Below are 21,363 nucleotides of genomic sequence, written 5' to 3'. Positions count from 1 at the left end.
GTGATCCGGAACCCCTGACTTTTGTTGGCTGCGAGGAAGCGCATCAAGGAGGCGTTGGTCGCGACCTCGCCGACGACCACGGCTTCGATCGAGCGGCGCCGGTCGGGGCTGGGGCCGACGGGAGCCTGCGTGGAACGCGTCGGGCGTCTCCGAGCGCGGCACGCGCGCCTGGTCCGACCGTTCTCAACTGCCGCTGGCTGCGCGCAGTCCCGCCAGCGCCGTCAGCACAGTGTCATTGGCATGCCGATTGCCGACGGTGAGCCGGAGCCCCTCGCCAGGGTAGTGGCGCGCCTGGACACCGGCGTCGGTGAGTGCTGCGGCGCCCTCGTCGATCGGATCGGGCGCGGCGAGCCAGACGGAATTGGCATGGCCGGGGAGCACACGCCAGCCGAGGGACACGAGTTCACGCCGGAGTCGCTCGCGTTCGGCGACGACGGTGTCCACGCGGAGGCGCAGCTCGCTTTCGGCCCGTAGTGAGGCCTTCACCGCCGCTGTTGCCACCGCGTTTATCCCGAAGGGCAGCTGTTGCCGACGGATCTGCTCCACCAGGTCGGGGGCGCCGAGTCCGTAGCCGACCCGCAGAGCGGCGAGGCCATATGCCTTGGAGAAGGTGCGCAGGACCAGCAGGTTGGGGTGTGCGTCCAGGAGCGCGGACGTATCCGGCAGGTTGGTGTCGCGGGCGAACTCCACGTACGCCTCGTCGAGGAGCACGGTGATGTGCCGGGGGACCTGACCCAGGAATGCCGACAGTGCGTCGGCGGTGACGAGGCTTCCGGTGGGGTTGTGCGGATTGCACAGCACCACGACGCGGGTGCGGTGGTCGAGCGCCGCGAGCAGGGCGTCCAGATCCTGGTGTCCGTCCGGCGAGAGAGGGACGGGGACAGGTTGAGCGCCGACCATGGCGGCCAGGAGGGGGTAGGCGTCGAATGTGCGCCAGGCGAAGGCCACCGCGTCGCCGGGCCGGACCACCGCCCGGAGCAACTGCAGGGCCACGCCGACCGATCCGCTACCGACCGCGACGCGGTCGGAGGTCACCTGGCACCAGGCGGCGATCTGCTCGGTGAGGTCGTGGGGGTGGAACTGCGGGTAGCGGTGGGCCTGTGCGACGGCCCGTTGCATTGCCTCGCGTACCGAGGGCAGTGGGGGATACGGGCTCTCGTTCAGGGCAAGTCGGTGCAGTACGGGATGTTCCATGGCTCAGTCCCGTCCGCCGTGCCAGCGAACGGCGACGGCACCCGCGAAGTCGCCCGCGTGGGCGAAACCCCCGAGCACCACCAGGTCGCCGTCCTCCACCTGCCGGGAGCCGAGCGCGCGGTCCAAGGTGATCGGGATCGCCGCGCCGAACAGATTCCCGTACTCATCGAAGGTGTTCAGGTGGCGTTCGACCGGCAGTTGCAACGCCTCTCGCCAGTTCCGCAGGAAGGTACGGTTCGGCTGGTTGGTGATGAGGACGTCGATATCGGTGCTGGCCACGCCCAGCCGTCGGCACAGATCCATGACCACCTCGGGAACGAGGCGGTTCCCGCGTGCCAGGACCTTGGCGACGCTTGCGTCGGTGAACCCGATCCGCAGCTGGGACTCTCCCGGCTCCCAGTACTTGCGACCGTCGTCGAGCGCCACGGTCATGTCCCCGGCGTACTCGCCGATGTGCCGGGTCTCCACGTCGAGGACCGGCGACTGTGCCGACGTCGTCACGAACGCCACACCGCACCCGTCGCCCGGGATCGCCGCCTGGGCGAGCCTGCGCACCTCGGACTGGGTGAAGCATTGCCCCGCGGCGCTTTGCGCGTTGCATATCAGCGCGGTCTTCGCGTCGGTGGAGGTGAGGATCTGCCGGGCCATCTTCAACATGTACACGAACGACGCGCAGCCCGCGTTGGCCACGTCGACGAGCCACTCCGGGTTCAGTCCCAGCCGACGCGCCACCTCGGTTCCGGCGCCCACGAACGGCAGGTCCGGCAACTGGCTGTGCACCAACAGCACGTCGACGGCTCGGATCTCCGCCCCGCCGTGCCGTTCGATCAGGGGTTGTACGGCGCGCTCGACCATGTCCGCGTTCGTCTCGTCCGCGGCCACATGGTGCCGTGACGGCGGGACCTTGAACATGGGGTGGTTGCGGAGCTTGTCCTCGGCTCCGGGGTACTCGGTGTAGAACTCCGCGGGGACCGGCTCGCCGGGAAGATAGCTTGCCACGTCGGTGAGGCTGACCGTCGTCACCGCGCCACCGCCCTGGCCGGAGCCACGCTGACGGGCAGGCCGCTCCGGTGGCGGTGTTCCAGGATCGCCTTGAGATTGTTCATCTCCAAGGTGTGCCCCGCGTAGAAGAGGTCCCAGTACTCACCCACCCAGGGCCGGTCCGGGCGCGGCGCCTTCTCGGGATGCGGATTGGTGTCGTAGTAGGGGTGCCGGCAGTTGGTCCAGGTGATCACCGAACCCGGCTTGTCGAGCACCAGGCGGGCCGGGACGACGCGCATCAGGTAGATCATCCACAGCTTCTCGCCCTGGTCCCACGAGCAGTGGTAGTCCACGGTCATGGCCTCGGGGTTGGCGACCACCTCGCAGTAGATCCTGGTGTCGTCCTCCAGCCGGTCGTGACCGACCCACAGCCCCGGGGTGCCGCTGGGCGCGAAGTCCCGCAGGCTGCAGGTCCACTCCTCCAGATGGTGCCCCTGGCGCAGGTAGTCGTAGGCCTGCTCCGGGGGGCAGTCGACGTACTCGTGGATGGTGCAGTACTGCCCGTAGACCTGGTGGTGGGGGTAGACCGCGTGGGTGAGCTCCATGCAGTGGGCGGTCAGTTCCTGCTTGTCGGCGTTCTCGATCCGGATCAGACCGGGGATGTCAGCCAACGTGGACGACTCCTCGCTCATCTGAACCCTCCTTGCTCTTGGTTACTTCGGTGAAGGACTGGAAGGGAAGGAACGGGGGGATCTCCCGTGGGTCGCAGGCCACCGCGACGAACGCCGGGCCGTCGCCGGCATTGCTGCGCAGCAGTGCCGTGCGCAGTTGTGCCGCGTCGACGGCTCCCGTGGCCTCCAGCGACGGGAAGGCGGCGGCCACACCGGCGGCGAGGTCGGTGCGGGCGAACAGGTCGTCGCTGCGGACACCGCCCTGGAGGAACTCCTCGCGCAGCGCGCACATGGCGTGGGCGTTGTTGTTGAAGATCACGAACGTCACGGGTGCGCCGTACTCCACGGCGGTGTGCACTTCCATCCCGTGCATGAAGAAGGCCCCGTCGCCGGCGAGGACGTAGGTGCGTCGGCCGGTGGCGAGCGCGGCGCCGATGCCGGCACCGAAGGTGTAGCCCATGCCGCCCATGCCGACCGCTACGACGAAGCGGCCATGGCGCGGCGCCGGGAGGAGATGGACCGCGCTGGCGCCCGTGTTGCCCGCGTCCACGAAGACGTGTGCGTCCTGGGGGAGTGCCGCCTCCACCGCGGCGACCGCCTGGGCATGGGGGACGGTTCGCTCCCGGGCCCGAAAGTGCGGACCCGGCATGGGGGTGGGAAGGGGGCCGGTGTGCGGCGGGCAAGGCTGTGGGCGCGAGGGCAGCCGGACGGTCACCGCGCGCAGCGCGTCGCGGAGATTCCCACCCAGTGAGAGGCCTGCCACGAACGGCGGTTCGGGGCCGAGGCAGACGACGTCGGTGGCGGCCAGGGCCCGGTCGAGGCCACCGCGGGCCAGGAGCGGCAGTCGGGTACCGGCCAGCAGGCACAGGTCGGCCCGCCGCAGACAGTCTTCGACGTTGGCGTGGCCCATCACCCCGGCTACGCCGGCGAATCGGGGATCATGGTTGTCGAAGACGTCCTTGGCGTCCGGGGTGACCGCCACCCATGCCCCGAGGCACTGGGCCAGTTCCGCCAGTTCCTCACGGGCGTCGTCGACGGCAACACCCTCACCGGCGATGACGAGGACGCGACCGGCCCCGCGAAGGGCGTCCGACACGGCGCTGACGGCAACTGTGTCGAGCCGCGCCGCGGATGCCGTCGCGGGGCCGCCCGGTGCCGGAGCCACGTCGCGGGCGGGCACTTGGATCCGCGCCTGCTGCACGTCCTTGGGCAGCAACAGCACGGCCGGCCCGCGTGGATCGGCCTGTGCCGCCGCAACTGCCAGGGGCAGCAACTCCGTGAGCGAGTCCGCGTCATCGACCCGGGCGCAGAACCGGGAGACGGGTGCGAAGACCTCCCGTGCATCGAAGGAGCCCGCCTTGCCGCTGGAGTCCTGGAACGCCCCATGCCCTTCCTGGCCGGTGGGCGGCTGACCCACCAGGGCCAGCACGGGCACCCGGGAGGCGTACGCCTCCGCCAGACCAGGTACGAGATTCATCGCCCCGCCGCCCGAGGTGGCGGCAACAACGCCGAGGCGCCTGGTGACACGTGCGTATCCGTCGGCCATGGTGACGGCGGAGAACTCGTGTTTGGCGACGACGCCGCGGACGGCGCCGCCGCGGTGCACCGCGTCATAGAGGTCTTCGATGTTCGCGCCGCCGACGCCGAACAGGTGGGTGACGCCGGCCCTGGCGAGTTCCCCGGCCAGGTAGTCGACCAGGCGTACCGTTTCCGCCTCGCGTAATTCCGAGGTCGCGGTGGTCATGCGGGGCTCCCTTCCCGCTCGTGGTGACGGTCGATGAGGCCGGATGGCGAGATGACCTGAAAGCGGTGCCGGTATTCCTTGGGGGTGAGTCCCAGGGTTCGTCCGAAGGAGCGGAAGAACGTCTCCGTGGCGGCGAATCCGCAACGCCCGGCAATCTGGCTGATCGTCAGGTCCGTGGTCTCCAGCAGTTCGCGTGCGCGGGCGATACGCGTCCGCTCGACGTACTGGCCGGGTGTCGTGCCCACCTCGCGCCGGAAGACCCGGGCGAAGTTGCGCTGACTCATGTTGGCCTGCCGCGCGATCTCGGCCACGGGCAGCGGGTTGTCCAGGTTGTCCAGTATCCACTCCTGTGCTGCCCGGATCGGCGGATGGTCGGCCAACTGGGCGTCGAGGACGGCGCTGAACTGGGACTGTCCTCCGTGCCGCTTGAGGAACAGCACCAGAAACCGTGCCGTCTCCAGCGCGAGCGCCGATCCGTGATCCGCCTCCACCAGAGCCAGCGCCATGTCGATGCCCGTCGACACGCCCGCAGAGGTCACGAAGGGACCGTCCCAGACGAAGATCGGCTCGGCGTCCACCGTCACCTCCGGATAGCGGCCCGCCATCGCCTCGCTGTACGCCCAGTGGGTGGTGGCGCGTCTGCCGTCGAGGAGGCCCGCCTCGGCCAGCAGAAAGGAACCGCCGCATACCGAGGCGACTCTGCGCGAGCGGGCCGCTGCCCGGCCGATCCAGGACACGAGGGGCTGGTCCCGGAGCGCGTTGCCGAGACTCCAGCCGCCCGGCACGAGGAGCGTGTCGATCGGGCCCTGCCCCGCTTCCAGCGGCGAGGCCTCGACCACCACCCCCGAACTCATGCGCACCAGTGGTGCGTCGGCGGAGACGAAGTCGGTCCGGTAGGGGGTGCCCGAGGGGCCCAGGAGCCGGTTCGCGGTATCGAACACTTCAATCGGTCCGGTGATGTCCAGGGCCATCGCGCCCGCGTACACCACCACAACAACTCGTCGCTCCAACACAGTCACAGCCTGTATCGAATGTCGCACTGGCTGCAATGACAGATTACTGACGTATCCGGCCAACAAGCGGTGTGGAGCGGGTAGGAACGGCGCTGGCAAGGCAGTTCGTGCGCCGAACCCGCAGCGCTGGGTGAGACAGTTCACAGGACGTCGGTGCGGCTGCGCGCTGCACTCGTGGGGCTGGACTGTGCGTTGCGCTTTGGAGCGTGAGCGACCAGCGGCTCTGCAGCGTGCGTTTCGTATCGGCCCCATGCCTGGCACTACGCCGGCTGGCCGCGGGGGCTGACCCGGCGCACGTTCGGACCTCACTGCTCCACCAATGGTGAGGCGCACCACTGACACAGAGGCGCGTCACCGCGGCCGTACTCGTGAGTCTTGCGGCAGCTTCTCTGCGCCGAGCAAGGCGACGCGCCGGAGCGACTTCGAGGTCGTTTACGGGGGCGCAGTGACGTTGCTCCCGGGGGACGCGACCGGCCACGGGTCCCCATGGGACACCGTGGCCGGTCGTATGCGCTCAGAGGGTCTACAGCTGTGGCTGCGGCATCCGTTGCCAGCTGAACGGGCCGTAGGTCGTGTCGGTGACGGCGTAGTTGGAGTTGGGGTCTGCTGTCAGCTTCAGCCATTCAAGCGGGGTGGAGCTGCCGTGCACGACGATCCGGTGGAAGTTCGAGACGTTGTAGTACGGGTGCTCGTTCCACGCGTTGTTACCCGGGTCGTGGGCGCAGACGCCGGCGCCGGTGGCCGGGTCCGTCTCGCCGGTGCACGTCGCCGTCGGCGACAGCGGGTTGTCCGAGCGGTACAGGTGCGAGTCACCGTTGAGCATCAGCACCGGGCGGCCGAACTCGGTCGTCTTCGCCGCCACCTCGCTGATGATCGGCTCGTAGTTCGTCAGGTGGTCCTTGGTCTTGCCGTCGAGGTCCCACATGTCGGCCTGTGCCGTGATCACCACCGCCTTGGCGTGCTGGGTCCGCGCGGCGGCGAAGGCGGCATCGAGCCAGCGTACGTCGGCCGCGGTCCGGCTGGTCCGTTCGTCGGTCTGCGCCTGAGTCGCGGTCCGCACCTTGTACCAAGGGTCGGCGTCGTTGTTAGAGCCCCCCGGCACGTTGATGGTCACGAAGACGATGTCGTGCTGCGCCCACATCACGTTCTCGACGTACTGCGCGTCGCCGGGGTGGCTCGGGTCGTAGGCCGTCGCCTGGGACACCACGTTCAGTGTCCCGCTGCCGAGGGTGTGGCCGGGCTGGGCGAAGAAGTCCTGCCGGACTTCGGCGAGGTTGTCGAGCGGATTGCCGCAGTGGTAGCTGACGCAGTCCGCCGTGTTGGTCGACAGGCCGCTCGTACCGATGTAGTTGATCGCGCCGGAGGCCGAGTCGTAGAAGCCGCCGCCCTGACCGGGCGAGGTGAGACTCGACGCCTTGTGGCAGTCGGCCCACTCGTTGTCGCCCGGTGTGTAGACGAGCGGCTTGGCGAAGGTGTGCCACGCGGACGCGATCGAGGAGTCGTAGTCGGCGGTGCAGAACTCCTTGCCCGAGTGGATGTCGCCCACGTGGATGACGTCGCTGATCGTCGGATCACTGTTGATGGTGCCGATGAATGCCGGGGTCATCTGGAACTGGGAGGTGTCGCCGCTCTGGCCCGCGGGCGCGTACGCCGACTTGCCGTACGGCGAGTCGCCGAACACGGCGAGCGTCAGTGGGCTGCCGGTCGCCGATGCCGTGGCGACCGACCCCACGGAAGAGGCAAGGCCGACGGTGACGAGCGCGACAAGCCCGCACTTCAGCGTGCGTCTCAACATGCGTCCCTCTTTCAGATCCGGTTGAGGGGGGCGCTCCAGTGAACTGGAACCTCAGGGAGCGCGACATGGCATCAATGGCAACCTGGAGATGACGAGTAGGCGAAATTCCGGCCGCGCAGGTCGGCGGGCCGTGGCCGCCGGCCCACGAAGAGCAGCAGGTCGCGGAGGGACGCGAACCCGCACATGCCCCAGGAGCAGCGGGAGTTGCCCGTCCATTCCCCGGCGCCGGGCACGGAATCGTACGTCCAGCGGTACGGCACCGGCGCGCCGGCGTGCTACTCCTTGACCGCGTCGGTCCACCAGCCCTTGACGGGCAGCCACGCGTCCACTCCTGCACGCCACCGGCCCAGACGTCCCCGGCGCCTCCCATCTCGCCGCCGGGCGGTCCCGAAAGGGGCCGCAGCCGAAGCCCCAGAAGCGACTACACTGCCGCGAGGTCGCCGGGCGACACGGCAACTGGCCGGAAATGAGCGGTGGGAGAGGCGACTAGGCGGGCCGCTGTCGGTCACCGCGGTCTCGGCGTGGGAGATGTGGCGCCTGCGCACCCGCTTCGGAGTCACCGTCCGGGGCTGAGCCGGAGCGGCGGCACGTCAAGGCCGTGTGAGAGTCCCTCGCTGATCTGCGACACATGACTGAAGGCGTTGACCAGTCGTGGCGACGGTGCATCTCTGGGCCAGTGCTCCTCCGAGTCGAGCATGTCAGGGACCATGAAGCATGCGCCCGGATGACTGGCAACTCACCGAAGACGTAGACGACTTCCTCGCCCGAGCCGGAGACTTCCTGCGCTCGCGCCCGGCCCTGCACAACACGCCGCTGACGGACATCGAGAAAATGCGCACACGCGGGGCGGACGCACACAGTGCCGAAGCCACCGTCTTCGGCCGACTGGAGTCAGGAGGGGAGGTCCACGCCATCTTTTATCGCACTCCGCGCGGCCGCCTTGGCCTCACCCCCCTCTCGGCCGAGCAGGCCGGCACCCTCGCCGCTCACCTGGCCAGCCTCGGGCGCTTCCCCTCCGACGTCATCGCGGACCACGACACCGCCACCGCTTTCGCCGAGACATGGCAGCGGCACACGGGCGCAACGCCGGTACCCTTCTGGCGGACTCGTCTTTACCGTCTCGGCACGCTCACCCCACCGCAACCGCGCCCAGCGGGCCGCAGCCGCGTCGCGGGCGAGAAGGACCATGAGCAAGTCGTGCGCTGGTGCCGTGAGTTCTGCGTCGACGTCGGAGAGAAGGTCTCCATGGACGCCATCGACGCCGGCTCCTGGGCCGACACGCGTTTCGCGGACAAGGACTTCACCTTCTGGGAGACGCCGGACGGCACGCCCGTCTCCATGGCGGGCGCGACGTCGATGGTCGGCGGCATGGTCCGGGTCGACCCCGTCTCCACCCCGGCGCCCCTCCGGGGTCGCGGCTACGCGGGCGCCGTGACGGTCGAGGTGAGCAGAGCCGCGCTGACCTCCGGCGCGACGGACGTCGTACTGTTCGCGGACCCGGCCAACCCCACCAGCAACGCCCTCTACCAGCGCATCGGATACGTCCACGTCACCGACTTCACCGGGTACAGATTCTCCTACGACGCACCAGAAGCCGGTTAGGAACATGACGGCGAGGTCACTGGTCCGTTCTCGGGCTTCGGAAGGGGCGCTGCGCGAGCCGGTCAGTGGTTTCCGACAGGCTCGTTGGGGCTGAAGGTGCGACGGTAGGCGGCGGGAGAGACCCCGAAGGCCGTTCTCATGTGCGCGCGCAGGGAGTTCGCGGAGCCGAAGCCCGCCCGGTGCGCGACGAGGTCGATCGACAAGTCGGTGGTCTCAAGCAGCTGCTTGGCCAGTTCCAGGCGTTGCGCGGTGAGCCACTGCACCGGGGTCATGCCGACCTCGTCGCGGAAACGTCGGGTGAAGGAGCGCAGGCTCATCCGGGCGTGCTCGGCGAGCTGGGCGAGGGACAGAGGCTCGCCGAGGTGCTCCAGGGCCCAGGCGCGGGTGGCCGTGGTGCTGGCGACCGTGGGTTCGGGGACCGGACGGTCGATGTACTGGGCCTGCCCGCCGTCCCGCCACGGCGGTACGACGCACATGCGGGCGGCCCGGTTGGCGGCGGCCGCGCCGTGGTCGCGGCGGATCATGTGCAGGCACAAGTCGACGCCTGCGGCCACACCCGCGGAGGTCAGCACGTCGCCGTCGTCGACGAAGAGAACTTCTTCGTCGACCTTGACGTTGGGGTAGGCCCGGCGGAACTCCGGCGCCAGGTTCCAATGGGTGGTGGCCGGCCGGCCGTCGAGCAGCCCGGCCGCGGCGAGCACGTAGGAGCCTGTACAGATGGACACCAGCCGGGTGCCGGGCCGGATGCCGGCGATGGCTGCGGTGACCTCAGGGGGCAGCGGACCGCCGCGGCCCAGTTCGGGCATGGCGTGCGTGGGCGGGACGATCACGGTGTCCGCGGCGGCCAGGGCCTCGGGACCGGCCGCGGGCTGGACAGTGAAGCCGGCGTCGCTGACCACGGGGGCGCCGTCGGCGGTGCAGACGGTGACGTCGTAGAGCGGGCGCCCGTCGGCGTCCTCCACGCTGCCGAAGACACGGGAGGGGATGCCGAGCTCGAAGGGCGGTACCCCGGGCAGGGCGAGCACCGCGATCCGGTGCCGCCCGGGAGACCCCTGCGTCTGGTCCCGCTCGTCCTTCATACTCACGCACCGCACTCCGTTCATGGCCAGATCCTGTCACATAGTGGCCAAACGGCCAACACCATGGCTGACCGCGGTGCCGGATCGTGGACTGAGTCGCGCGGGAACCTCCCGTCGACGAGCCGATCGAAACGGAAATGAGGCGTACAAAGTGCGTGCGGTGGTCGTGGAGCAGTGGGGCGGACCCGGAAACCTTGTCGAGCGTGAGACCGAGCGCCCCGAACCGGGACTGAACGAGGTCCTGGTACGGGTCCACGCGGCCGGAGTGAACCCGGTGGACTGGAAGACCCGCGCCAGCGGGGCCCTCATCGAATGGGGCGCTGTCCCGGCGGTGGGCTGGGACGTGTCCGGCACGGTCGAGGCCGTCGGGCCCGGTGTGGGGATGTTCCGTCCCGGTGATGAGGTATTCGGTATGCCGTTGTTCCCGCGCCAGGCGGGCGGGTACGCCGAGTACGTGGTGGCGCCGTCCCGGCACCTCGCCCCGAAGCCGGCGGGCCTGACGCACGTGGAGGCGGCGGCGCTGCCGCTCGCCGCCTTGACCGCCTGGCAGGCGCTGGTGGACACAGCGGATGTGCGTCCCGGTGAGCGGGTGCTGGTGCACGCGGCGGCCGGCGGAGTCGGCCACCTCGCGGTGCAGATCGCCAAGGCCCGTGGCGCGTACGTCATCGGCACGGCCAGCGTCGGCAAGCACGACCTGGTGCGGGAGCTGGGCGCGGATGAGGTGGTCGATTACCGGGCGGTGCGGTTCGAGGACGTGGTGACCGACGTCGACGTGGTGCTGGACGGGCTCGGCGGGGAGACGGCCGAGCGCTCCCTGAAGGTGCTCCGGGCCGGCGGTCGGCTGGTCACCCTGCCCGGCCCGGACGACGTACCCGCCGCGCAGGACGGGGTGCGGGCGGTATGGGTCCTGGTCGAGCCCGACCATCTCGGTCTGCGCGAGATCGCCGCCCTGGTGGAGCGGGGCAGGCTGAAGCCGGTGGTCGAGACGGTGCTGCCGCTGGCACAGGCCGCGAAGGCACACGAGATCGGCGAGCAGGGCCGCACGACTGGCAAGATCGTCCTGACGGTCGCCTGATCCGCAGACACCGGGCGGCCGCGGGTGCGCGGGGCCGCGGCACGGCTCGGTAGGGGAGTGTCGGTGTGGGTCCGGTCGGTGCCGCGGACCGCGCTGGGGTGATTGGAGCGGAGACGGCAGCGGTCTCAGCAATGCGTGCGTCCTATGCCGCGCTCCGCATCCCCCGACCCTGCTGTCGGTGGGGTGCCGGGACGACGAGGCCTCCGGCACCCGACGGGGTTTCCAAGGCGTCAGAGTATGAGCAGGAGCCGCGTGTTCGGGACGAGCTTTCGGTTCACACTGGTGCTCTGCACGAAGATCGTGAAGTCGTCGTTGTGGTCCGGCTTGACGCGAACTTCCAGGTTCGGCAAGCCGAGTAGGGCTCGGGCCTCGGGCCCCGTGTACACCCGGTCGGTCTTCTTCTCCACCACCGCGATCTGCTTCCGTGCCTGGATCTTCTCCGATTTGCTCAGCTGGTAGAACGCACCACCGGTACGGTAGGTGTGCCCGCATTCGATGACCCAGTCCCGGATCGCCGCGTCACGAGCCACCGGGATCAGCTCGTACTGCGACGGATTCACCGGGGTGAGGCCGGCCGCCTTGATGGTGTCCTTGTTGACCGCCTCAGCACCCGTGGAAAAGACCGCCCGCGACCCCCGGATGCCCTTGGAACGGCCCACCATGAATTTTTCGGTGGCCTGACGGATAACCTGCCCTGCCTCCTCCAGACCCTGTGTGCTCGTGGCGTCCCAGATGGCGATGTTGTCCTTCGGGAAGCCGCACTGCATGGCCTCGCGCTTGCCCATCTGGTCCGGAACAAGGACGGCCAGCGTCCAGTTGTCCTCCTGTGTCGCGCTCATCTCGGCCACAGCGTCGACCAGTTCACGCGGATCCCTGGCAGGGGCATCCGGGCAGCGATGACTTGCGTTCTCCTGCCCGTCGGTGAGTACGAACGTCAGGAAGCTGTGGTCGCCGTACAGTTGAGCCGTCTGCGCGAGCTCCCGCTGTGACTTCAGCGCGGCCGCCAGCAGAGCCGTCATGCCACCGACCCGGTACAGCTGCTTCAGCGACGGCATGCGCAGCACGTCCTTGTCGTAAATGACGCACTCCACCTTGTCCGCGAAGACGTACACCGTGACGCGGGTTTCCTGGTCCAGTTCCCTCGATCGGCGGGCAAGATATGCAATCTGCTGATCGGCGACCTCTACGACCTTGCGGCTCAGATGCGACATGGACGAACTGGCATCCAGCACGAGAGCAACGTGATTGATGTAGTTCTGGCTTCCGGACATGACAGCTCCCCCTCTTCCTCGATGCTCCTACCGTCTCACGCACCACTGACAATCGATCTTGACTCCCGGGCTGGATGAGAAGCCCACCCGACCAGAGGAGCAGCCGGGGCGTAGCACGAGACCCCCGGACGTCGGCACTGTGGACCTGCCGGGCCGTTCCATTGAGCACCTGCAGGTCCGGGGCGCCCACGGTTGCGTCCGGCACTCGCGGCCTGATGCGCCCCCTCGTGGTCTCCGGGGTGACGGCTTCGGGCGTGGTGAACAGAGTGGGGAAGCGGGGCCCCAGCCAGGGCTGGGGCCCCGGACGAGCCGTTGCGTCTGAGTACCGTGCCTGCAGCCGGGCGGGTGACATGTGGTTCGTGTCTGCCCCTCAAGCTTTGTCAGGATGGGGCTCCGGACGAGTTCACGCGAGGCTCTGCCGTACATGGCTCGCTTGAGTGTTTTCACCCGGTTCATGTGCCCTTCGATCGCCGCGGAGCCCCATGGAAGGGTGAGTCCGGCGGTGATGGCGCCGAGATGCTGGTAGAGGAAGCCGGCGAAGCCCTTGATGGGCTTCGGTGCGTTCAGCCCGGGCTTCCGGATCCACTCCAGCAGCAGGTATCCGCTCTGGTGACTGACGAGTTGGGCGAAGGCGCGGGCGAGGTCGCAGGCCCGGGACCTCGGCGCCGAGATGCTCGGGCGGCCAGGCCGCGAAGGGCTCGGAGGTGTGGTCGGCCAGTACGTCCACGACCCGGCCGGCCTCGACGTCGACGAGCATGGTTCCGTAGCTGCAGATCTTCGCGGAAGGCGAACTCGTCCACCCCCAGCACCCGCGGGGCGCGGTCCAAGGCCGTCGACGCCGTCAGCAGTCTGGGCAGCCGGGCGGCCTGGCGTCCGCCGAACTCGGTCGCGATCGACCGCAGCCGGCGGAGGAGGCCCGGCGCCTCGCTCGGCGTCGTCCAGAGCTGCCCCGGCACGCGCGGCGGCATCGCCGGTCGCCTGGCCGTGCTCGAAGAGTGCTCCTGCCGCTGTCTCGGCAAACAGCACCAACTGCGCGAGCCCATTGGCGCGTGCGCCTCGAAGGCCACGCTGTCCGCGATCCGGTCGGCCCCCCGATGCCGCGGGCCCCCATTCACCGTCAGCTGGATGCCGCGGTCGATGAGGGTGAGGCGGTCGCGCGAGATCCTGAGGCGGATTCTGCAACCACCCGGCCCAGTACCTGCGACGGGGACGGCCTGGACGTTCCAGTGCCTGCCCACCCCAACATCCGGCCGTGGTCGTCGCCGAGCTGTACCGGGACACCGCCGACGGCCAACCCGCCTGGACGCGGCGTGCCATCGGCCTAGCCTGGCAGGGGAAAGCCGGTACCGGTCAGAGCTCCGTGATGCGGATGTTCCGCAAACCGCACCTCTTCTGAGCGGGCCTGGAGCCCGATGAAACCGGAGGCCGGTCGGTGGCGGGCTGCGGCAAGGCGCGGTAGGTCATCGAGCGCGCCCGACGGCCGTGACGCGTTGAGGGCGACGTTCTTCAGGGCTTCCTTCGGTCGTCGCGTTGCGCGAGGGCCCGCGCCGAGAGACTGGGCCGCAGCCGGCCGAGAGGTCGGGGTTCTTGGGCCCTGGTCGCCGCGTCAGCCGTCACTTCCTTGATCGACAGAGGAACGCCTGTGCACGTCAGCTCGGGAAGACGGCCGTCAGCAGGCGGAAGAGTTCGGTGCGCTCGACGTCGGACAGTTTGTCCAGGCCCGTCTGCGTCTGCTCCATCCGCTCGCGGATCGTTTCGATCACCTTCTCGCCCGTCTCGGTGAGGGCGACGTTCTTCACGCGGCGGTCGGTGGTGCTGACCTCGCGGCTGACCAGGTCGCGCTTTTCGAGCCGGTCGATGATCCCGGTCATGTTCGATGCGTCGCAGGCGAGGGTGTGCGCGAGTGAGCGCATCGAGGCGGGCCCGCGTCGCAGCACCGAGAGGGTCTTTGCCTGGCTGGCGGTGAGGCCCATGTCGGCGGCGGCGGTCGTGAAGTCGGCGTAGTGCGTGCTGACCGAGTGGGCGAGCAGCTCCATGAGCTGCGCCTTGGACGGGGTGGGCGGCATGCGTCGAGGGTACCGCGAAAAGCTTGACCCTCTCAATCTTTGACATCCGCCAGCTCCGCATTGTTTGATGTCCTCAAGCATCGACTGCTTCAAAGGTTTGGAACCTTGACCATCGATGTGGCCATCCTTTGGCATCTTCCACCGGAAAGAAGACCGTGTCCTCCCTCCCCACCGTGCCGGAGCGTCGCACCGGCAGCCTCAGCCTCGTTCTGGTGCTGGGCCTCGCCGCCATGGTCGTGTCGATGATGCAGACCCTGGTCGTCCCGATCCTCGGCATCATCCAGCACGACCTCGGCGCCACCACGGCCCAGGCCAGCTGGGTCACCACCGCCACGCTGCTGTCGGCCGCGGTCTTCACACCGCTCCTTGGCCGCTTCGGCGACCAGCACGGCACGAAGCCCACCCTGCTCGCCGTGCTGGTGGTCATGGTCGCCGGATCCGTGCTCGCCGCGACCACGAGCTCCATGCTGTGGCTCATCGCGGCCCGCGTGATGCAGGGCGCCGCCACCGCGATCTTCCCGCTCGCGCTGTCCGTGCTGCGCCAAGAAGTCGAGCCCGCGCGACTGCCCGGCGCCATGGCCCTGGTCAGCGGAACGCTCGGGGTCGGCAGCGGCCTCGCCCTGGTGAGTGCCGGACTCCTGACCCAGGGCGCGCACCCCGACTATCACCAGGTCTTCTGGCTGGCCGCCGCACTCGCCACCCTCGCCCTCATCGCGGTTGCCCTCGCCGTACCCGCGCCCCGCACCCGGAGGGGCGGGCGCACCGACTGGCTCGGCGCCGCCGGCCTCGCCCTGCTGCTCGTCCTGCTCCTGCTGCCCATCTCGCAGGGCCACACCTGGGGCTGGACCTCACCCCGCACGCTCGCCCTCTTCACCGCCGCCGTCGTCACGACCGTCCTCTGGGTCTTCGTCGAACGCACCGTCCGCGACCCCCTGGTCGACATGAAGATGTTCGTCCACCGGCCGGTGCTGTTCACCAACCTTGCCGGACTGCTCGTCGGATTCGCCATGTTCGCCCAGTTCATCGGTGTCTCCTACCTCGTCCAGACGCCCGCGGAGATCGCCGGCTACGGTTTCGGCGCCTCCGTCCTGCGCGCCTCCGTCGTCTACCTGCTGCCCTCCGCCCTCGTCTCGCTCGTGGCCGCCCAGTTCGGCGGCATCCTGGTACGCCGTATCGGCGCGCGCTTCACCCTCGCCGCCGGCGCCTGCTTCGGCGTCGTCGGCTTCGCCTGGCTGACCCTCGCCCACGACACCACCGCGTCAGTCATCCTGGCCGGCATGGTCGTCGGCATCGCCATCAGCTTCGGCTACGCCGCGATGCCCGCCCTGATCGTGGCCGGCGTTCCCCACCACCAGACCGGCATCGCCAACGGCATCAACTCCATCTCCCGCTCCACCGGCAGCGCGATCGGCAGCGCGGTCATCACCTCGCTGCTCGCCTCCAAGACGCTCGACAACCTGCCCCCCGGCATCCCCGCACTGCCCGCCGAGAGCCAGTACACCCTGAGCTTCGCCCTCGCCGGCATGGCGTTCCTACTGGTCATCGGCGTGGCCATGGTCGGCCTGGCGACCCGCCGCAGGTCCCCCTCACCCGCCACCGCCACGGCGACCCTGTCAGACGACAGCGAAGCCACATCCGCCCCGTCGGGCGACGGCGAACCCACGACCACACGCACGGCCGTCACGGTCTGACCGCACCACATGCAAGGCCACGGGCGGCGCCGCAGCAACGCCCGCGGGACGACGGCCGGCGCCGCGCCGGCCGTCGTCCCGCCATGACCAGAGCCATCCGTGTATCGAGGGCAGCGGCAGTTGGCGCCGGGTCATGAGCCAGTGATGTCGGGGACACGCGTGCACTGGTGCCCTGCAGCCCTCGGTCCGCGCCGCCGCGACGACCGGGGACATTGGCGCGCTGCTGCCCGCGCATCCTCTTCAACCGTGCATGGTTGGCGGTGGCACGTGGGCGGCCGAAGGTTCGGCTTGAGGCTCGCATGCGTGGACGCCTGGTCAGGGCCCCGCCCGGGCAGCCTGGAGTCCACGGTCCCGTCGGGGTCTCGGCGACGGCAGGCCGGGCAGCTGCCCAGCCGCGCATCGGGCAGCCAGCACGGCTACTTCACCCGAGCCGAGGCCAGCCGGCGGCAACAGCATGCCTGTGCGGCGTAGACATCGAGTGTCCCGGACCACGGGGAGACTTCACCAACGGGCTGAACCCACGGCATCAACAGCATGGGATGGCACACAGTCACTCTGTTGTCGCCATCGGCTTGCACACCACTACAACAGCGATTGGTCTTGACCCATGGCGACCGGTGCCGTGCCGGTCTGTTCGAACCGGCAGCAAGGGGTATGTGGTGGGCCTGAGACGCTCCTCTATGTGTTCACTCCGTGGCTCGCGCGTCCGAGCCGTGGCCGGGGCTGTGACGCTCACCCTCGTTGGCCTCACGGCGACAGCCGCCTCAGCCGCTGAGGCCGGCCCCGCCTCCGCGGTAGACCAGGCAGCAGTGGTCCGCGATTGGAACGCCATTGCCACCGAAACGATCGGTGCCAGTCTGGGCCCCCGGCCTTCTTCGCAGGTCACGATCTGGCACGGGTTCGTCTCCCTCGCGGTCTACAACGCGGTGGTCGGGATCACGGGAGGGTACACCCCGTACAAGTGGTGGGAGCGCGGGCCCTCCACCGCATCTCCCGAAGCGGCTGCCGCAACAGCTGCGCATGACGTCCTGCTCACCTACTTCCCCGCATCGAAGCCCCGGCTCGACAGCGCCTACGTCAACTCCCTGGCCGCAATTCCGGCCGGCCGGGCGAAAGACCAGGGCGTGACCTTCGGTAAACGTGCTGCCGAGCGCATCGTCGAACTCCGCGAAGGAGACGGACGGTTCGCCGACGTACCGTTCACCAGACCACCGGCTCCCGGTGTCTGGCGCCCCACCCCGCCGACATTTCAGCCCTTCATCGATACCTGGCTTGCCAGGCTTCGCCCGCTGCTGCTCACTTCCCCGAGCCAGTTCCGCCCTGGCAGCCCGCCTGCTCTCACCTCGGCCCGATACGCCCAGGACGTCAACGAGGTGAAGAGTATGGGGGCGAAGGCCGCCCCCAGCAGGACCCCGGAGCAGACCCGGACCGCTCTCTTCTTCAGCGGCAATCTGGCGGCGCAGCTCCAGTCCGCCTTCCGGGACTACGCTGCACGTCACGGACTGGGCATCGCACAGACGGCGCAACTGTTTGCCGCGGTGAACGCATCGACCACCGATGCTGCCGTCACCGGGTGGAACACGAAGCTGCACTACGCCAGCTGGCGGCCGATCAGCGCCATCCGCCTGGCGAATACCGACGGCAACCCAGCCACAGCAGCGGATTCGGCCTGGGAGCCACTGCTCCTCACACCGCCGCACCCCGACTACGTAGCCGGTCACACGACCGTCGCTGCAGCAGCGTTGCGCGCGGCCGCAGGCGCCCTTGGCACCTCGCGCCTCGACCTCCGCGTGCCCTCTGAGATCACGGGCACCACGAGGTTCTACGAGTCCGCCGACGAATTCAACAGGGACGTGATCAACGCCCGCGTGTGGGGTGGCGTCCACACCCGCACGGCCGGCGTCACCGGCTGCCGCGTCGGCGACCGGATCGGCACCTGGGCACTGACCCATTTCTTCCGTCCAACACGGGCCGTCATCTCGCTCACCCCGCAGTCGACCCCTCCGCCCAGTCGATGTGACTGAGCGGTTGTCTCAGCCCACCCGCCGAGGCAGCCCACGTCTTCACCTTCCGCACGCTGCCGACCGTGGGCGGCGCTGGCGGTGGCCTCCGCGGCGGCGAGACCCGGGTGCCGCAAGCGCAGTATGGTGATGTTTCCTCCCGGATGCGGCCTCGGCTACGAAGCCCGATTGCCGTGCCGCGGCAACTTGTCGTCGGCCCAGCGAACCGTCAACCACGTGCTGCCTGGGGCGCGGGCACGGTCGAGCGGGGTGTGGCCTGCCTGAAGTCTTGGCGGATCTTCCTTTTGAAGGCGGGGGTGGCCCGCAAGGCATTGTTCAGGGTGGTGGGCACACACGCCAGGTGGGGCCCCTGGCCCGGCAATGCGGGTCAGCGGGGCCCCACCTGTCTTGGACAGCTCAGGTCAGCCGTCGGACTCCGACGACGGGATGTAGGCGCCCGGCACGTCCTCCGGCGCGAAGATCTTGTCCTCGCCGGGGTACGGCTTCTTCCAGTTGTGCGTCTGATACCACGTGAAGTGGTTCATCTGCGCGGGGTTCGCGTAGTCGGGCACGGCGTGAGGGCCGGTCAGCCGCTGCTTCGACTTCCAGGCGTCCCACCGCGCCGCGAGCGCCTGTTTGTCCGCCGGCACCTTCGCCGAGGGCACGGGTGCCGCGCTGGGGTCCTGCGGCGCCGGGGTGTCCAGACCGCAGGAGGGCGGGGTCTTCAGACCGTCGGTCAGCGAGGTCCGGTTGGGCAGCGCCTTGAACGGCGTGTAGTCCGCGTGCCGGGTGAACGCCCCACGCATCGGACTGGCCGCACTGTCCTTCTGGTTCATCGGGTGGATCCCGAGGATCTGCTCGATGGTCCGGATCATCGTGATCTGCGAGTAGTAGCGGCTGTCGACGGTGCCGTGCCGGGCCCAGGGGCTGATGATCTGGATCGGGGCACGGTGGCCGTCGACGTGGTCGAGGCCGGCCTGGGAATCGTCCTCGACCACGAAGATCGCCGAGTCCTTCCAGTACTTGCTGTGCGAGATCTCGTCGACGATCCTGCCGGTCGCCAGGTCGTTGTCCGCGACCTGGGCGGCGGCGTTCGCCGGGCCACCGGTGTGGTCGCTGGAGAGCCAGAACATGTTCAGGTTCGCAGGCCCGTTCTCCTCGAAGTCCCGCTTCCAGATCTCGTACCGGTAGATGTCCGGGACGCTGGTGTCGAACTTCGGGAAGCCGTGCACCGACACGTCGTTGAGCGACGGGATCGGCGAGGACGAGTTCAGGGTGTAGGCGGTGTCCTGCCCGGTGGACTCCATGTTCTTGGAGTCGCAGTACAGGTTCTGCCAGCTTGCATCCGACGGCTTGGTAAGGAACTGCTGGAACTCACCGAAGTCCCGCACGGAATTGCCCGACGCCTGGGCACCGGTCCAGATGAAGCCGGTCCGCTGGTGGCCGAGAGCGTCGTCCTCGGTGTCGTAGCTGCGCGCGTACTCACCGGCCGAGGACTCGGTGTACTCCGGGTCGTCGGCCTGCATCAGCCAGTTGTGCCCCTCGGCGGAGTTCGTGCCGATGTCGTACGTGTTGTCGTACAGTCCGAACTGGCTGGCCAGCGCGTGCTGGTTCGGCGTCACATTCTCGCCGAACTGCGTCAGCGACGGGTCGCCGTTGCCCTGGGGGACGTCACCGAAGACCTGGTCGTAGGTCCGGTTCTCCTTGACGAGCAGGAAGACGTGCTTGATCGTCGAGGGATCGCCGAGCCGCTGCGGGACCGGTACCGGCTTCGCCTCGTTCTTGCCCTTGGACAGTTCGACCGAGCCGCGCATCCAGCCGTTCTGCTTGAAGACCTTCGCCGTCTGGGACCTGATCACGCTGTCGTCCGGCAGCGTGAACCGCTGCACGCTGGACGTCGTGTCGTGGGTGCCGTGCCCGGTGCTGCTGGTGGGGCGGCGGGCGTCGATACCTCGGGTGTTGGAGACCACGACCTGCTTGCCGACGGTGGCGATCTCGGCGGGGAAGTAGTCCGTCGGGAGCAGGCCGATGTAACTGACCGGCTCCTGCGGGGACTTGTACCGGTAGACGGCGACCGCGTTGGCGCGGCCGAGCGTCACCAGCAGGTGACCGTCGTCGGTGAGCGTCACCGCGTCGGGCTCGTAGCCCACCGACGCTTCCGGCCACGGCTGGGTGGCGATCGTCTGTACGACCTTGTCGGTGGCGGTGTTGATGACCGACACGTCGTTGGTCGCGGTGTTGGTGACGAACAGCGCGCCCTTCTTGGCGTACAGGGCGGTAGGGTGCAGACCGACGTCGATGCTCGCGACGGTGGCGGCCGGGTCCGCGAGGTCGATGACGCTGACCGTGCCGGTGGTGGTGGCCGCGGTCTTCGGGTCGGCCGGCACCTGGGTGCCGTACGAGTTGATGGTGGTGTCGCCGGCCTTTGCCGGACGCCCGCCCTCGTTGCTGACGTAGAGCTTGTCGTCGACCTGAACCATGTCGCGCGGCGCATTGCCCACGGGCCAGCTCTGCTTGATGGCCCCGGTCGCCGCGTCGATGGCGACCACACGGTTCTGGCCGTTGACCGCGGAGTACACGGTGGAGCCGTCGGGCGAGAACACGGCCTCGCCCACCAGCGCGTGTTTTGCCCCGTCCGCGGGAATCTTGACCGTCGTCGGGTTGGCGACGCTGCCGTCCGGGTTCACGGTGAACCTCGTGTAGCCATCGGTCTGGCCCAGCCACAGCTGCGAACCGTCGGGGGAGTACGTGGGGCCTTCCTGGCCCACGCTGTTGCTGCCGATGCGCGGGCTCGACGACGCGGAGCTGCTGACGAGCTGCTGTACCTTCCAGTTCTTCAGGTCCACGATCGACAGCGCCGCCCCGCCGTCGGTGACCGAGGCCGCGAGGTGACTGCCGTCCGGGCTCACCGCAGACGACATGATCTTGCCGTTGTTCACGACGAGGCGCTCGCCGTACGGGGCGATGTACTGGTCGCTGGAGATGACCTGGCCCCGATCGGTGACCTGGCCGACCTGGTCGGTGCCGAACTGGTGTGTCTGGGCAATGGCGGTGCCGGCGGCTACGAGGGCGACAGCGGTGGTGCCTGCCGTCAACAGAGGTAGCCGGCGGCCGATGCGTCTGCCGAGAAAGCTGACATCGCCGTTCTCGACACGCCTACGGCGGCGTGTTACCTGCATTG

General features: G+C 69.0%; 15 protein-coding genes. 5 read left to right on the top strand and 10 right to left on the bottom strand.

What is annotated here, in order from left to right; all coding sequences use genetic code 11:
- Positions 1–183 precede the first annotated feature (183 nt).
- From Q8A52_RS33265 to Q8A52_RS33240, 6 genes are all read right to left on the bottom strand, one after another.
- Positions 184–1,194, bottom strand: coding sequence for a histidinol-phosphate transaminase (locus Q8A52_RS33265; RefSeq protein ID WP_316758207.1), 1,011 nt, complete (start codon positions 1,192–1,194; stop codon positions 184–186).
- 3 nt (positions 1,195–1,197) lie between these two features.
- Positions 1,198–2,217: a 3-oxoacyl-ACP synthase III family protein gene (locus Q8A52_RS33260; protein ID WP_316758205.1), complete on the bottom strand. Its 1,020-nt coding sequence runs from the start codon at positions 2,215–2,217 to the stop codon at positions 1,198–1,200.
- Positions 2,214–2,867: an SRPBCC family protein gene (locus Q8A52_RS33255; protein WP_316758203.1), complete on the bottom strand. Its 654-nt coding sequence runs from the start codon at positions 2,865–2,867 to the stop codon at positions 2,214–2,216. The genes Q8A52_RS33260 and Q8A52_RS33255 overlap by 4 nt, the downstream gene beginning before the upstream one ends.
- Positions 2,839–4,590 (bottom strand): thiamine pyrophosphate-binding protein, encoded by a 1,752-nt coding sequence (locus Q8A52_RS33250; protein ID WP_316758201.1) that lies wholly within the window; start codon positions 4,588–4,590, stop codon positions 2,839–2,841. The genes Q8A52_RS33255 and Q8A52_RS33250 overlap by 29 nt, the downstream gene beginning before the upstream one ends.
- Positions 4,587–5,603, bottom strand: a complete 1,017-nt coding sequence (locus Q8A52_RS33245; protein WP_316758199.1) for a GlxA family transcriptional regulator — start codon at positions 5,601–5,603, stop codon at positions 4,587–4,589. The genes Q8A52_RS33250 and Q8A52_RS33245 overlap by 4 nt, the downstream gene beginning before the upstream one ends.
- A gap of 523 nt (positions 5,604–6,126) precedes the next feature.
- Positions 6,127–7,398, bottom strand: coding sequence for a hypothetical protein (locus Q8A52_RS33240; protein WP_316758197.1), 1,272 nt, complete (start codon positions 7,396–7,398; stop codon positions 6,127–6,129).
- 714 nt (positions 7,399–8,112) lie between these two features.
- On the opposite strand from Q8A52_RS33240, the gene Q8A52_RS33235 reads away from it, so the two are divergent.
- Positions 8,113–9,000 carry a GNAT family N-acetyltransferase gene (locus Q8A52_RS33235; RefSeq protein ID WP_316758195.1) on the top strand — a complete coding sequence of 296 codons (888 nt, stop codon included), beginning with the start codon at positions 8,113–8,115 and terminating at the stop codon, positions 8,998–9,000.
- A 62-nt stretch (positions 9,001–9,062) separates the two neighbouring features.
- On the opposite strand, the gene Q8A52_RS33230 is transcribed toward Q8A52_RS33235, so the two are convergent.
- A complete protein-coding gene (locus Q8A52_RS33230) occupies positions 9,063–10,079 on the bottom strand; it encodes a GlxA family transcriptional regulator (RefSeq protein WP_316758299.1) in 1,017 nt (338 codons plus the stop codon).
- Between the two features lie 151 nt (positions 10,080–10,230).
- Here Q8A52_RS33230 and Q8A52_RS33225 point away from each other — a divergent pair, with 151 nt between their 5' ends.
- Positions 10,231–11,154, top strand: coding sequence for an NADP-dependent oxidoreductase (locus Q8A52_RS33225; protein WP_316758194.1), 924 nt, complete (start codon positions 10,231–10,233; stop codon positions 11,152–11,154).
- Positions 11,155–11,384: 230 nt separating this feature from the next.
- Here the strand turns inward: Q8A52_RS33225 and Q8A52_RS33220 are convergent, their stop codons facing one another.
- Positions 11,385–12,425, bottom strand: a complete 1,041-nt coding sequence (locus tag Q8A52_RS33220; RefSeq protein WP_316758192.1) for a vWA domain-containing protein — start codon at positions 12,423–12,425, stop codon at positions 11,385–11,387.
- A 1,252-nt stretch (positions 12,426–13,677) separates the two neighbouring features.
- Here Q8A52_RS33220 and Q8A52_RS33215 point away from each other — a divergent pair.
- Entirely contained in the window at positions 13,678–13,821 is a 144-nt protein-coding gene (locus tag Q8A52_RS33215) for a hypothetical protein (protein WP_316758190.1), read from the top strand.
- 253 nt (positions 13,822–14,074) lie between these two features.
- On the opposite strand, the gene Q8A52_RS33210 is transcribed toward Q8A52_RS33215, so the two are convergent.
- Positions 14,075–14,491: a MarR family winged helix-turn-helix transcriptional regulator gene (locus Q8A52_RS33210; protein ID WP_316758188.1), complete on the bottom strand. Its 417-nt coding sequence runs from the start codon at positions 14,489–14,491 to the stop codon at positions 14,075–14,077.
- Between the two features lie 155 nt (positions 14,492–14,646).
- Here Q8A52_RS33210 and Q8A52_RS33205 point away from each other — a divergent pair, with 155 nt between their 5' ends.
- Together Q8A52_RS33205 and Q8A52_RS33200 are read left to right on the top strand one after the other, a co-directional pair.
- On the top strand, positions 14,647–16,182 hold the full coding sequence (locus tag Q8A52_RS33205) for an MFS transporter (RefSeq protein WP_316758186.1): 1,536 nt from the start codon (positions 14,647–14,649) through the stop codon (positions 16,180–16,182).
- A 725-nt stretch (positions 16,183–16,907) separates the two neighbouring features.
- Positions 16,908–18,206, top strand: a complete 1,299-nt coding sequence (locus tag Q8A52_RS33200; RefSeq protein ID WP_316758184.1) for a vanadium-dependent haloperoxidase — start codon at positions 16,908–16,910, stop codon at positions 18,204–18,206.
- A gap of 398 nt (positions 18,207–18,604) precedes the next feature.
- Here the strand turns inward: Q8A52_RS33200 and Q8A52_RS33195 are convergent, their stop codons facing one another.
- Complete coding sequence (locus Q8A52_RS33195; RefSeq protein WP_316758182.1) at positions 18,605–21,361, bottom strand: alkaline phosphatase family protein; 2,757 nt, start codon at positions 21,359–21,361, stop codon at positions 18,605–18,607.
- Positions 21,362–21,363: the final 2 nt, after the last annotated feature.

The organism is Streptomyces herbicida (genome assembly GCF_032656585.1).
Classification (GTDB): domain Bacteria; phylum Actinomycetota; class Actinomycetes; order Streptomycetales; family Streptomycetaceae; genus Streptomyces; species Streptomyces herbicida.
Note: the sequence above shows the minus strand (reverse complement) of the source record. Positions and strands in the feature narration are given on the sequence as shown.